This is a genomic window from Pantoea sp. Cy-639 (genome assembly GCF_011752525.1).
Classification (GTDB): Bacteria; Pseudomonadota; Gammaproteobacteria; order Pseudomonadales; family Pseudomonadaceae; genus Aquipseudomonas.
This window is the reverse complement of sequence record NZ_VWXI01000005.1, coordinates 227,141-239,962: the sequence shown is the minus strand read 5'-3', so window position 1 is coordinate 239,962 and position 12,822 is coordinate 227,141. Positions and strand designations below refer to the sequence as shown.

The window sequence follows — 12,822 nt, the reverse complement described above, 5'->3', positions numbered from 1 at the left end:
CAAGCCTTTGCCAGGCGGGAGCTTCCTGATGCTCCTGCTGTTTGTCGGCGTCCTGGTTTCGGCCATCGCCGTGTCCTACAGCGCCCATTGGAATCGGCAACTGCTCAACACCCTGTACGGTGAGCTCAGCGAGCGCGACAAGGCGCAGGCCGAGTGGGGCCGGCTCATTCTCGAGCAGAGTACCTGGACCGCCCATAGCCGGATCGAGACGTTGGCCAGCGAGCAGTTGAAAATGCGCGTGCCGGCCGCCAACGAAGTGCGGATGGTGGCGCCATGATGAAGCTCGAAGGCGCACTCTACCCCTGGCGCTTCCGGGTGGTGATCGGCTTGCTGGTATTGATGGTCGGCGCTATCTGCTGGCGCATCATCGACCTGCAGGTGGTCGACCGCGACTTCCTCAAGGGCCAGGGCGATGCCCGCAGCCTGCGCCACATCCCGATCCCGGCGCACCGGGGCCTGATTACCGATCGCAACGGCGAGCCGCTGGCCGTCAGTACGCCAGTGACCACCCTGTGGGCCAACCCCAAGGAAATGCAGGTCGCCAAGGACCGCTGGCCGCAACTGGCAGCTGCCTTGGGGCAGAACGCCCAGCAACTGACCGAGCGCCTGACTCAGCAGGCCAACAAGGAATTCATCTATCTGGTCCGTGGCCTGACCCCGGAGCAGGGCCAGCAGGTGCTCGACCTGAAAGTGCCGGGCGTCTATGGCCTGGAAGAGTTCCGCCGGTTCTATCCGGCTGGTGATGTCACCGCGCACATGGTCGGTTTCACCGACCTGGACGACCACGGGCGTGAAGGGGTGGAGCTGGCCTATGACGAATGGCTCGCCGGCGTGCCTGGCAAGCGGCAGGTGATCAAGGACCGGCGTGGTCGGTTGATCAAGGACATCCAGGTTACCAAGAACGCCAAGGCCGGGAAGACCTTGGCGTTGTCGATAGACCTGCGCCTGCAGTACCTGGCCACGCGCGAGCTGCGCAACGCCATTGCCGAACAGGACGCCAAGGCCGGTAGCCTGGTGATCATGGACGTCAAGACCGGCGAGGTCCTGGCGATGGTCAACCAGCCGACCTACAACCCGAACAACCGCCGCAGCATGTTCCCCGCCGCGATGCGCAACCGGGCGATCATCGACGTGTTCGAGCCGGGCTCGACGGTCAAGCCGATTTCGATGAGCGCCGCGTTGCAGAGCGGCCGCTGGAAGGTCACCGACAAGGTCGAGGTGTATCCGGGCAGCCTGCAGATCGGCCGCTACACGATCAAGGACGTGTCCAGGAGCGAAGGCCCGATCCTCGACCTGACCGGCATCCTGATCAACTCGTCCAACGTCGGCATGAGCAAGATCGCCTTCGACATCGGTGGCGAGGCGATCTACCGGGTCATGTCCCAGGTCGGCCTGGGCCAGTACACCGGCCTTGGTTTCCCCGGCGAACGCGTCGGCAACCTGCCCAACCACCGCGAGTGGCGCAAGGCCGAGACCGCGACCCTGTCGTATGGCTATGGCGTGTCGGTGACCGCCCTGCAGCTGGTGCATGCCTACGCTGCCATCGCCAACGACGGCAAGATGGTGCCGCTGTCGATTCTCAAGGTCGACAAGACCCCGGAGTCGGTACAGGCAATCCCCAAGGAAACCGCCGAGACCGTGCAGGGCATGTTGCAGCAGGTGATCGAAGCGCCGCGTGGCGTTTTCCGCGCCCAGGTGCCGTTCTATCACGTGGGCGGCAAGTCCGGTACGGCGCGTAAGGCCACGGTCGGTTCCAAAGGCTACACCGAGAACGCCTACCGTTCGCTGTTCGCCGGCTTCGGTCCGATGAGCGACCCGCGCTACGCCATCGTCGTGGTCATCGACGAGCCGAGCAAGGGCGGTTATTTCGGTGGCCTGGTCTCGGCCCCCGTATTCAGCAAAGTGATGTCGGGCACCCTGCGCCTGATGAACGTGCCGCCGGACAACCTGCCGCCGTCCTCGACGCAGCAAGCCAGCGCAGTACCCGCCAAGGGAGGGCGTGGTTGATGACAATGCCATTGAGCAAACTGTTCGCCCACGCCAGCCGTGATCCGTTGATCCGCGAACTGACCCTGGACAGCCGCGCAGTGCGTCCGGGCGACCTGTTCCTGGCTGTGCCTGGCGCCAAGGTCGATGGCCGCGCGCACATCGCCGATGCCCTGGCCCGTGGCGCGGCGGCGGTGGCCTATGAAGAGCAAGGCGCCAGTGTACTGCCGATCACCGACGCGCCACTGATTCCGGTCAAGGGGCTGATCGCCCAGCTGTCGCAGATCGCCGGGCGTTTCTATGGCGAGCCGAGCCGTCAGCTCGAGCTGGTCGGGGTAACCGGCACCAACGGCAAGACCAGCGTCACCCAGTTGCTGGCCCAGGCGCTCGACGCCCTCGACCAGCGCTGCGGTCTGATCGGCACCCTGGGTACCGGCTTCTACGGCGAGCTGCAAAGCGGCCGCCTGACCACGCCGGACCCGATTGCCGTGCAGGCGACCCTGGCTGATCTGAAAAGCGCTGGTGCCAAGGCCGTGGCCATGGAAGTGTCTTCCCATGCTCTCGAGCAGGGCCGGGTGGCTGCGCTTGATTTCGATATTGCGGTGATGACCAACCTGTCGCGCGATCACCTCGACTACCACGGCAGCATGGAGGCCTACGAGGCCGCCAAGGCCAAGCTGTTCGCCTGGCCGAGCCTGCGCGCCCGGGTGGTCAACCTGGACGACGATTTCGGCTGCCGCCTGGCCGCGGCTGAAGTGCCTTCGCGCCTGATCAGCTACAGCTTGCTGGACCCAGCGGCGACGCTGTTCTGCAAGCAGGCCAGCTTCAGCGACGATGGCGTGCGTGCGGTGATCGTCACCGCGCAGGGCGAGCATGTCTTGCGCAGCCGTCTGCTGGGCCGTTTCAACCTGAGCAACATGCTCGCGGCCGTGGCCACTTTGCTGGCACTGGATTACCCGCTGGACGAAATTCTCAAGGTCACCCCCCAGTTGCAAGGGCCGATCGGTCGCATGCAGCGCCTGGGTGGTGGTGACAAGCCGCTGGTGGTGGTTGATTACGCGCACACCCCGGACGCCCTGGAAAAGGTGCTCGAGGCCCTGCGCCCGCACGCCCACGGCAAGCTGTTGTGCCTGTTCGGCTGCGGCGGCGACCGTGACGCTGGCAAGCGCCCGTTGATGGCCGAGGTGGCCGAGCGCCTGGCTGACCGGGTGTTGGTCACCGACGACAACCCGCGTACCGAAGATCCTCAGCGCATCTTCGACGACATTCGCCCAGGTTTCGCCAAGCTCGCCGACGTCGAATTCGTTGCCGGTCGTGGCGAGGCCATTGCCCGCCTGATCGCCAGCGCCAGTGCCGACGACGTGATCGTGCTGGCCGGCAAGGGGCACGAGGACTACCAGGAAATCAATGGCCAGCGCCATGATTTCTCCGACCTGATCGAAGCCGACAAGGCACTTGCAGCCTGGGAGGCGCCACATGCTTGAGCCGATGCTGCTCAGCCAGCTCACCGATGCCCTGAAGGCGCGCCTGGCAGGCGCCGACGCCAGCTTCACCGGCGTCAGCATCGACAGCCGCAGCGTGGTCGCCGGCCAGTTGTTCGTCGCCCTGACCGGGCCACGCTTCGACGGCCACGACTACCTGGCGGACGTAAAGGCCAAGGGCGCCGTCGCCGCGCTGGTCGAGCGTGAAGTCGCCGACGTCGACCTGCCACAACTGCTGGTCGCCGACTGCCGGGTGGCCCTGGGCCAGTTGGGCGCGCTGAACCGTGCCGGCTTCGACAAGCCGGTCGTGGCCATCACCGGTTCCAGTGGCAAGACCACGGTCAAGGAAATGCTGGCCGCGATCCTGCGGACCCGCGGCCCGGTGCATGCCACCCGTGGCAACCTGAACAACGACCTCGGCGCGCCATTGACCCTGCTGGAAATCGCCCCGGAGCACAGCGCCGCGGTGATCGAACTGGGCGCTTCGCGCATTGGCGAGATCCGCTACACCGTCGGCTTGACCCAGCCGCAGGTGGTCATCATCAATAACGCAGGTACCGCCCATGTCGGCGAGTTCGGCGGCCCGGAAAAGATCGTCGAGGCCAAGGGCGAGATCCTCGAGGGCCTGGGCGAGGGCGGTACGGCCATCCTCAACCTGGCCGACAAGGCGTTCGACATCTGGCGCAAGCGCGCGGGTAACCACCGCGTCGTCAGCTTCGCGCTGGACAACCCGCAAGCCGACTTCCATGCCAGCGCTATCGGCCGCGATGCCCGTGGTTGCCCATCGTTCACCCTGCATGGCCCGGATGGCAGCGTCCTGGTGCAGTTGAACCTGCTGGGCACGCACAACGTCAGCAACGCCCTGGCCGCCGCGGCCGCCGCCCATGCCGTTGGTCTGAGCATGAGCGGTATCGCCGCTGGCCTCGAGGCGGTACAACCGGTCAAGGGCCGTACCGTGGCGCAGATTGCGCCGAACGGCGTACGGGTGATCGACGACAGCTACAACGCAAATCCCACCTCGATGTGCGCGGCCATTGATATACTCGCCGGCTTTTCCGGCCGCACCGTCCTGGTGCTCGGGGATATCGGCGAACTGGGGCAATGGGCCGAGGAAGGTCACCGGCAAGTGGGCGACTACGCCCGCGGCAAGGTCGACGCGCTGTACGCGGTGGGCACCAACATGGCCCATGCGGTCCAGGCGTTCGGCGCCAATGGCCGTCATTTCGCTACTCAAGCTGAGCTGATCGACGCCGTGCGCGGCGAATCTGCCAGCAATACCACCATTTTGATCAAGGGCTCGCGCAGCGCTGCGATGGAAAACGTCGTGGCGGCATTGTGCGGTGCCAGCGGGGAGAAACATTAATGCTGCTGCTGTTGGCCGAGTATCTGCAACAGTTCTACAAGGGCTTCGCGGTCTTCCAGTACCTGTCCCTGCGCGGGATCCTGGGTGTGCTGACCGCGTTGTCCCTGGCCCTGTGGCTGGGCCCATGGATGATCCGTACCCTGCAGATCCGCCAGATCGGCCAGGCCGTGCGTAACGACGGCCCGCAATCGCACTTGTCCAAGTCCGGCACCCCGACCATGGGTGGCGCGCTGATCCTCTCCGCCATCGGCATCAGCACCCTGCTGTGGGCCGACCTGAGCAACCGCTACGTGTGGGTGGTACTGATCGTCACCCTGGCGTTCGGCGCCATTGGCTGGGTCGACGACTACCGCAAGGTGATCGAGAAGAACTCCCGCGGCCTGCCGAGCCGCTGGAAGTATTTCTGGCAGTCGGTGTTCGGCCTGGCGGCGGCGATCTTCCTGTACAAGACCGCGCCGACCAGTGTCGAGACCACGCTGATCATCCCAATGCTCAAGGACCTGGCTATCCCGCTGGGCGCCGGGTTCATCGTGCTTACCTATTTCGTCATCGTCGGCTCGAGCAACGCGGTCAACCTGACCGACGGCCTCGATGGCCTGGCGATCATGCCGACCGTGATGGTCGGTGGTGCCCTGGGCATCTTCTGCTACCTGTCGGGTAACGTGAAGTTCGCCGAATACCTGCTGATTCCCTATGTGCCAGGCGCCGGTGAACTGATCGTGTTCTGCGGCGCGTTGATCGGTGCCGGTCTGGGCTTTCTGTGGTTCAACACGTATCCGGCCCAGGTGTTCATGGGCGACGTCGGCGCCCTGGCGCTGGGCGCGGCCCTGGGCACCATCGCCGTGATCGTGCGCCAGGAGATCGTGCTGTTCATCATGGGCGGCGTGTTCGTCATGGAAACCCTGTCGGTGGTGATCCAGGTGGCTTCCTTCAAGCTGACCGGCAAGCGCGTGTTCCGCATGGCACCGATTCACCACCACTTTGAACTCAAGGGCTGGCCCGAGCCGCGCGTGATCGTCCGCTTCTGGATCATCACCGTGATCCTGGTGCTGATCGGCCTTGCCACCCTGAAACTGAGGTAAACGAGCGTGTCACTGATCGCTTCCGACCAATTCCGCATCGTTGTCGGCCTCGGCAAGAGCGGCATGTCCCTGGTTCGCTTCCTGGCGAGCCGGGGCGTTGCCTTTGCGGTCGCCGACACCCGCGAGCAACCGCCGGAACTGGAAACCCTGCGCCGTGACTATCCGCAGGTGGAAGTGCGCTGTGGCGAGCTGGATGTCGATTTCCTCTGCCGCGCCAGCGAGCTCTATGTCAGCCCCGGCCTTGCCCTGGCCACCCCGGCATTGCAGCAGGCGGCGGCGCGTGGCGTGAAGCTTTCCGGTGATATCGAGCTGTTCGCCCGCCAGGCCAAGGCGCCGATCGTCGCGATCAGTGGTTCCAACGCCAAGAGCACGGTGACCACCCTGGTCGGCGAGATGGCCGCCAAGGCAGGCAAACGTGTGGCAGTCGGCGGCAACCTCGGCACCCCGGCACTGGATTTGCTCGACGACAGCGTCGAGCTCTATGTGCTGGAGCTGTCGAGCTTCCAGCTGGAGACCACCGACCAGCTCAACGCCGAAGTGGCCACCGTGCTCAATGTCAGCGAAGACCACATGGACCGCTACAGTGGCCTGCCGGCCTATCACCTGGCCAAGCACCGGATCTTCCGCGGTGCCCGCCAGGTGGTGGTGAACCGCCAGGACGCCCTCAGCCGCCCGCTACCGGTCGAAGGCCGCCCGTGCTGGACCTTTGGTCTCAATGCGCCGGACTTCAAGGCCTTCGGCCTGCGTGAGGTCGACGGCGAGAAGCACCTGGCCTTTGAATTCCAGACCCTGATGCCGGTGCGCGAACTGAAGATCCGTGGCGCGCACAACCAGAGCAACGCCCTGGCAGCCCTGGCCCTGGGACATGCCGCTGGCCTGCCGTTCGCGCCGATGCTCGAGGCCCTGCGCGAGTTCAAGGGCCTGGCCCATCGCTGCCAGTGGATTCGCGAGCGCAATGGCGTGAACTGGTACGACGACTCCAAGGCCACCAACGTCGGTGCCGCCCTTGCCGCCATCGAGGGCCTGGGTGCCGATATCGAAGGCAAGCTGGTGCTGATTGCCGGCGGCGATGGCAAGGGCGCGGACTTCGCCGCCCTGCGCGAGCCAGTGCTGCAGCATTGCCGCGCGGTGGTGCTGCTCGGTCGCGATGCCGAGCGTCTGGCCGAGACCTTCAAGGACGGCGTGCAACTGGTGCGCGTGCAGAGCCTGGACGAGGCCGTGCAACGCTGCGCCGAACTGGCTTTGCCGGGCGACGCAGTGCTGCTGTCGCCGGCCTGCGCCAGCCTCGATATGTTCAGGAACTTCGAAGAACGCGGGCGCCTGTTCGCCCAGGCAGCGGAGGGGCTGGCATGATCTTCGGCATCCTCAAACCCTACCCGTCGCCACTGATCAGTGGCCGTGGCATCGACCTCGACTTCCCGCTGCTGGCCGGGTGCCTGGCCTTGCTCGGCCTGGGCCTGGTGATGATCACCTCGGCCTCCTCGGAAGTGGCCGCGGTGCAGTCGGGCAATCCGCTCTACCACATGTTCCGCCACCTGGTGTACGTCACCCTCGGCCTCGGCGCCGGGGCGCTGACCATGCTGGTGCCGATCGCCACCTGGCAGCGCATGGGCTTCATGATGCTGGTGGGTGCCTTCGGCCTGCTGGTCATGGTGCTGGTGCCAGGGATCGGCCGTGAAGTGAACGGTTCGATGCGCTGGATCGGCTTCAGCTTCTTCAACGTCCAGCCGTCGGAGATCGCCAAGGTCTTCGTGGTCATCTACCTGGCCGGCTACCTGGTACGCCGGCAGACCGAGGTGCGCGAGAGCTGGATGGGCTTCTTCAAGCCCTTCATCGTGCTGCTGCCGATGGCTGGCCTGCTGCTGATGGAGCCGGACTTCGGCGCCACCGTGGTGATGATGGGTGCCGCTGCGGCGATGCTGTTCCTCGGCGGTGTGGGCTTGTTCCGTTTCTCGTTGATGGTGGTGCTGGCGGTGATATCGGTGGTGGTGCTGGTACAGGCACAGCCCTACCGGATGGCGCGTCTGATCACCTTCACCGATCCCTGGTCCGACCAGTTCGGTTCCGGCTACCAGCTGACCCAGGCACTGATCGCGTTCGGACGTGGCGAGTGGCTGGGCGTGGGCCTGGGCAACAGTGTGCAGAAACAGTTCTACCTGCCCGAGGCGCACACCGACTTCGTGTTCTCGGTACTGGCCGAGGAACTTGGCGTGGTCGGCTCGCTGCTGACCATCGCGCTGTTCGTGTTCATCACCGTGCGCGCCTTGTACATCGGCCTGTGGGCCGAGAAGGCCAAGCAGTTCTTCGCCGCCTACATGGCGTTCGGGCTGTCGTTCCTGTGGATCGGCCAGTTCCTGATCAACATCGGCGTGAACGTCGGCCTGCTGCCGACCAAGGGCCTGACCCTGCCGTTCCTCAGTTACGGGGGCAGTTCCCTGGTGATCTGCTGCGCCTGCGTGGGGTTGTTGTTGCGGATCGAATGGGAGAGCCGCACGCACCTGGGCAGCGAGGAACACGAATTCAAGGAAAGTGACTTTGCCGAGGAGACCAGTCATGGCCGCTGACGGCAAGAACGTACTGATCATGGCCGGCGGCACTGGGGGCCACGTGTTCCCGGCCCTGGCCTGCGCCCGCGAGTTCCAGGCCCGTGGCTACCACGTGCACTGGCTGGGCACGCCGCGCGGCATCGAGAACGACCTGGTGCCCCAGGCCGGCCTGCCGCTGCACCTGATCCAGGTCAGCGGCTTGCGCGGCAAGGGCAAGCTGTCGCTGCTCAAGGCGCCATTCACCCTGCTCAAGGCGGTGCTGCAGGCGCGTCGGATCATCCGTGAGCTCAAGCCGGCCTGCGTGGTCGGCTTTGGCGGCTACGTGACTGGCCCCGGTGGTGTTGCCGCGCGGTTGTGCGGCGTGCCGCTGGTGATCCACGAGCAGAACGCCCGCGCCGGAACCACCAACCGCCTGCTGCTGCCGCTGGCCGCGCGAGTCTGCGAGGCCTTCCCGGATACCTTCGCCGCCAGCGACAAGCTGCGTACCACCGGTAACCCGGTGCGTCCCGAGCTGTTCATGGACGCCCAGCGCGCGCCCTTGGCCGAGCGTCGGGCACGCCTGTTGGTGATGGGCGGCAGCCTGGGCGCGGAACCATTGAACAAATTGTTGCCTAAGGCCCTGTCCGAAGTACCGCAGAGCCTGCGTCCCGAGGTGTTCCACCAGGCCGGCAAGCAGCATGGACCGGCCACCGCCGAGCGCTATCGCGAAGCGGGTGTCGAGGCCCAGGTCGAGCCGTTCATCAAGGACATGGCCCATGCCTATGGCTGGGCCGATATGGTGGTTTGCCGGGCCGGTGCCCTGACCGTCAGCGAACTCGCGGCGGCAGGCCTGCCCTCGATGCTGGTGCCCTTGCCCCACGCCATCGACGACCACCAGACCTACAACGCCCAATACCTGGCTCGGGAAGGCGCCGCCTTCCTGATGCCACAAGCGACAACTGGCGCAGCGCAACTCGCTGAACGCCTGAACGAGGTGCTGATGCAACCCGAGAAACTCAACGCCATGGCCGGCACTGCCCGCCGCCTGGCCAAGCCTGCTGCAACCAGCACCGTGGTCGATATCTGCCTGGAGGTGGCCCATGGTTGAGAGCCAGAAAGCCATGCCGCAACCGAAGATGGGCCGGATCCGTCGCATTCACTTCGTCGGTATCGGCGGCGTGGGCATGTGCGGCATCGCCGAAGTGCTGCTGAACCTGGGCTATGAAGTGTCCGGCTCCGACCTCAAGGAGTCGCCGGTCACCGAGCGCCTGCAGTCGTTCGGCGCGCAGATCTTCGTCGGCCACCGCGCCGAGAACGCCGCTACTGCCGATGTACTGGTGGTGTCCAGCGCGATCAACCCGGCCAACCCAGAAGTCGCCACCGCCCTCGAGCGGCGCATTCCTGTCGTGCCGCGCGCCGAGATGCTCGCCGAGCTGATGCGCTATCGCCATGGCGTGGCGGTCGCCGGCACCCACGGCAAGACCACCACCACCAGCTTGCTGGCCTCGGTGTTCGCGGCCGGTGGCCTGGATCCGACCTTCGTCATCGGCGGCCGCCTGACCGCAGCGGGCACCAATGCCCAGCTGGGTACCAGCCGCTACCTGATCGCCGAGGCGGATGAAAGCGACGCCAGCTTCCTGCACCTGCAGCCGATGGTCGCCGTGGTCACCAACATCGACGCCGACCACATGGCGACCTACGAGGGCGACTTCAACAAGCTGAAGAAGACCTTCGTCGAGTTCCTGCATAACCTGCCGTTCTACGGCCTGGCGGTTATGTGCCTGGACGACCCGGTGGTGCGCGAGATCCTGCCGCTGGTCAAGCGTCCGACCGTGACCTACGGCTTCAGCGAAGAGGCCGACGTGCGCGCCATCAATGTGCGCCAGCAGGGCATGCAGACCCACTTCACCGTGCTGCGCCGCGATCGCGAGCCGCTGGATGTCTCGGTGAACATGCCGGGCAACCACAACGTGCTCAATGCCCTGGCGACCATCGCCATCGCCACCGACGAAGGCATCACCGACGAAGCCATCGTTCAGGGGCTGTCCGGCTTCCAGGGTGTCGGCCGACGCTTCCAGGTGTACGGCGAGTTGCCGGTCGACGGCGGCAGCGTGATGCTGGTCGACGACTACGGTCACCACCCGACCGAGGTCGCCGCGGTGATCAAGGCTGTGCGTGGCGGCTGGCCGAGCCGGCGCCTGGTGATCGTCTACCAGCCGCACCGCTACAGCCGTACCCGTGACCTGTACGACGACTTCGTGCAGGTGCTGGGCGATGCCAACGTGTTGCTGCTGATGGAAGTCTACCCGGCCGGCGAAGAGCCGATCCCCGGTGCCGACAGCCGCCAGCTGTGCCACAGCATCCGCCAGCGCGGCAAGCTGGACCCGATCTACATCGAACGTGGCGCCGAGCTGGCGCCGCTGGTCAAGCCACTGCTGCGCGCCGGTGACATCCTGATCTGCCAAGGTGCCGGCGATGTCGGCGGCCTGGCCCCGCAACTGATGAAAAGCCCGCTGTTCGCAGGCGCCAAGCAGGAGAAGCCGCTGTGACCCGCGCCTACGACAAGCTGCATTCCACCCTCGACATCAAGGCCTTCGGCCGCGTCGCCGTGCTGTACGGCGGCAAGAGCGCCGAGCGCGAGGTGTCGCTGAAATCGGGCGCCGCGGTGATCGAGGCGCTGACCAGCGCCGGTGTCGACGTCGTCGCCATCGATGTCGGTGACGACCTGCTCAGCCGCCTGCAAAACGAAAAGATCGATCGCGCCTTCATCATCCTCCACGGTCGTGGTGGTGAGGACGGCAGCATGCAGGGCCTGCTCGAGTGCCTGGGCATTCCCTACACCGGCAGCGGCATCCTCGCGTCGGCGCTGGCCATGGACAAGCTGCGCACCAAGCAGGTGTGGCAGAGCCTGGGTATCCCGACCCCGCGCCACGCGGTGCTGGGCAGCGAGCAGGATTGCGTGGCCGCCAGTGCGGAACTGGGCTTCCCGCTGATCGTCAAACCTGCCCATGAAGGTTCGAGCATCGGCATGGCCAAGGTGAACAGCGAGCAGGAACTGGTCGCTGCCTGGAAGGACGCCGCCAAATACGATTCGCAGGTACTGGTCGAGCAATGGATCCACGGTCCGGAGTTCACCATCGCGGTGCTGCGTGGCCAGGTGCTGCCGCCGATCGCGCTGGGCACCCCGCACGTGTTCTACGACTACGACGCCAAGTACATCGCCAATGACACCCAGTACCGCATTCCCTGCGGCCTGGACAGTGCCAAGGAACAGGAACTGATCGACCTGACCGCGCGCGCCTGCGATGCCATCGGCATCGAGGGCTGGGGCCGGCTGGACGTGATGCAGGACGAGCAGGGCCGGTTCTGGCTGCTCGAAGTCAACACCGCACCGGGCATGACCGATCATAGCCTGGTGCCCATGGCGGCCCGCGCGGCCGGCCTGGATTTCCAGCAACTGGTGCTGGCGATCCTGGCCGACAGCGTAGCGACGCGAGGTTAAGCAGCCATGCAAGGCGCGATGATACGTCAGCAGCAACCCGTTACCGGCCGTAGCAAGCCGGTGCCGCGCGGTGCCAGCCGACTGGTGGCCGACGAGCCCGTATCGGCGCGCCTGCCCCGTCCAAGCTTCGGTGGCCTCAAGCGCCTGCTGTGGCCGGTGCTGCTGGTGGCCGCGGGCTTTGGCGCCTACGAGGGCGCCATCCGCCTGATGCCGTACGCCGACCGGCCGATCACCAAGATCGCCGTGCAGGGCGACCTCAGCTACATCAGCCAGCAGGCGGTGCAGCAGCGGATCGCGCCCTATGTGGCAGCGAGCTTCTTCACTGTCGACCTGGCGGCGATGCGGGTGGAACTCGAGCAGATGCCATGGATCGCCCACGCCGAAGTGCGTCGGGTGTGGCCGGACGAAGTGGTGATCCGCCTGGAAGAACAGCTGCCGGTAGCACGCTGGGGCGACGAGGCCTTGCTCAACAACCAGGGTCAGGCCTTCACCCCGCGCGAACTGGCCAACTACGAGCACCTGCCGCAGCTGTTCGGGCCGCAGCGGGCGCAGCAACAAGTCATGCAGCAGTATCAGGTATTGAGCCAGATGCTGCGCCCCATGGGCTTTTCCATCGCTCGCCTGGAGCTGCGCGAGCGAGGCAGCTGGTTCCTGACCACTGGCGCGGGCAGCGCCGGGCCAGGCATCGAGCTGCTGCTGGGGCGCGACCATCTGGTGGAGAAGATGCGCCGTTTCATTGCCATTTACGACAAGACGCTTAAAGACCAGATCACCAATATCGCCCGCATCGATCTGCGTTACGCCAACGGATTAGCGGTTGGCTGGCGGGAACCGAATGCACCGACGACGGCCCAACCCGCCGTTGCGAAGAATTAGAGAGAGG

The 12,822-nt window shown here is 65.7% G+C and carries 11 protein-coding genes; all 11 read left to right on the top strand.

The window, feature by feature from the left end:
* Positions 1 to 28 precede the first annotated feature (28 nt).
* The 11 genes from ftsL to F3J43_RS08795 are packed head-to-tail and all read left to right on the top strand — an operon-like array spanning position 29 to position 12,815.
* Positions 29 to 277, top strand: a complete 249-nt coding sequence (gene ftsL, locus F3J43_RS08845) for a cell division protein FtsL (protein ID WP_286184405.1) — start codon at positions 29 to 31, stop codon at positions 275 to 277.
* A complete protein-coding gene (locus F3J43_RS08840) occupies positions 274 to 2,007 on the top strand; it encodes a peptidoglycan D,D-transpeptidase FtsI family protein (protein WP_166884855.1) in 1,734 nt (577 codons plus the stop codon). Before ftsL ends, F3J43_RS08840 begins: the two co-directional genes overlap by 4 nt.
* Positions 2,007 to 3,470: a UDP-N-acetylmuramoyl-L-alanyl-D-glutamate--2,6-diaminopimelate ligase gene (locus F3J43_RS08835; protein WP_166884853.1), complete on the top strand. Its 1,464-nt coding sequence runs from the start codon at positions 2,007 to 2,009 to the stop codon at positions 3,468 to 3,470. Before F3J43_RS08840 ends, F3J43_RS08835 begins: the two co-directional genes overlap by 1 nt.
* The gene (locus F3J43_RS08830) at positions 3,463 to 4,830 is read left to right on the top strand and encodes a UDP-N-acetylmuramoyl-tripeptide--D-alanyl-D-alanine ligase (RefSeq protein ID WP_166884850.1); all 1,368 of its coding nucleotides are present in this window, start codon (positions 3,463 to 3,465) and stop codon (positions 4,828 to 4,830) included. The genes F3J43_RS08835 and F3J43_RS08830 overlap by 8 nt, the downstream gene beginning before the upstream one ends.
* The gene (gene mraY / locus F3J43_RS08825) at positions 4,830 to 5,912 is read left to right on the top strand and encodes a phospho-N-acetylmuramoyl-pentapeptide-transferase (RefSeq protein WP_166884848.1); all 1,083 of its coding nucleotides are present in this window, start codon (positions 4,830 to 4,832) and stop codon (positions 5,910 to 5,912) included. The genes F3J43_RS08830 and mraY overlap by 1 nt, the downstream gene beginning before the upstream one ends.
* A gap of 12 nt (positions 5,913 to 5,924) precedes the next feature.
* Positions 5,925 to 7,265: a UDP-N-acetylmuramoyl-L-alanine--D-glutamate ligase gene (gene murD / locus F3J43_RS08820; RefSeq protein WP_205297738.1), complete on the top strand. Its 1,341-nt coding sequence runs from the start codon at positions 5,925 to 5,927 to the stop codon at positions 7,263 to 7,265.
* Complete coding sequence (gene ftsW / locus F3J43_RS08815) at positions 7,262 to 8,476, top strand: putative lipid II flippase FtsW (RefSeq protein ID WP_166884844.1); 1,215 nt, start codon at positions 7,262 to 7,264, stop codon at positions 8,474 to 8,476. The genes murD and ftsW overlap by 4 nt, the downstream gene beginning before the upstream one ends.
* A complete protein-coding gene (gene murG, locus F3J43_RS08810; protein WP_166884842.1) occupies positions 8,466 to 9,545 on the top strand; it encodes an undecaprenyldiphospho-muramoylpentapeptide beta-N-acetylglucosaminyltransferase in 1,080 nt (359 codons plus the stop codon). Before ftsW ends, murG begins: the two co-directional genes overlap by 11 nt.
* The gene (murC, locus tag F3J43_RS08805; RefSeq protein WP_166884839.1) at positions 9,538 to 10,986 is read left to right on the top strand and encodes a UDP-N-acetylmuramate--L-alanine ligase; all 1,449 of its coding nucleotides are present in this window, start codon (positions 9,538 to 9,540) and stop codon (positions 10,984 to 10,986) included. The genes murG and murC overlap by 8 nt, the downstream gene beginning before the upstream one ends.
* Positions 10,983 to 11,939 carry a D-alanine--D-alanine ligase gene (locus F3J43_RS08800; RefSeq protein WP_166884837.1) on the top strand — a complete coding sequence of 319 codons (957 nt, stop codon included), beginning with the start codon at positions 10,983 to 10,985 and terminating at the stop codon, positions 11,937 to 11,939. Before murC ends, F3J43_RS08800 begins: the two co-directional genes overlap by 4 nt.
* A gap of 6 nt (positions 11,940 to 11,945) precedes the next feature.
* Positions 11,946 to 12,815, top strand: coding sequence for a cell division protein FtsQ/DivIB (locus F3J43_RS08795; protein ID WP_166884835.1), 870 nt, complete (start codon positions 11,946 to 11,948; stop codon positions 12,813 to 12,815).
* Positions 12,816 to 12,822: the final 7 nt, after the last annotated feature.

Bases quoted from the DNA above. Each gene is read 5' to 3' on its own strand.
- ftsL (WP_286184405.1), top strand. From the start codon at position 29: ATGCTCCTGCTGTTTGTCGGCGTCCTGGTTTCGGCCATCGCCGTGTCC.
- F3J43_RS08840 (WP_166884855.1), top strand. From the start codon at position 274: ATGATGAAGCTCGAAGGCGCACTCTACCCCTGGCGCTTCCGGGTGGTG.
- F3J43_RS08835 (WP_166884853.1), top strand. From the start codon at position 2,007: ATGACAATGCCATTGAGCAAACTGTTCGCCCACGCCAGCCGTGATCCG.
- F3J43_RS08830 (WP_166884850.1), top strand. From the start codon at position 3,463: ATGCTTGAGCCGATGCTGCTCAGCCAGCTCACCGATGCCCTGAAGGCG.
- mraY (WP_166884848.1), top strand. From the start codon at position 4,830: ATGCTGCTGCTGTTGGCCGAGTATCTGCAACAGTTCTACAAGGGCTTC.
- ftsW (WP_166884844.1), top strand. From the start codon at position 7,262: ATGATCTTCGGCATCCTCAAACCCTACCCGTCGCCACTGATCAGTGGC.
- murG (WP_166884842.1), top strand. From the start codon at position 8,466: ATGGCCGCTGACGGCAAGAACGTACTGATCATGGCCGGCGGCACTGGG.
- murC (WP_166884839.1), top strand. From the start codon at position 9,538: ATGGTTGAGAGCCAGAAAGCCATGCCGCAACCGAAGATGGGCCGGATC.
- F3J43_RS08795 (WP_166884835.1), top strand. From the start codon at position 11,946: ATGCAAGGCGCGATGATACGTCAGCAGCAACCCGTTACCGGCCGTAGC.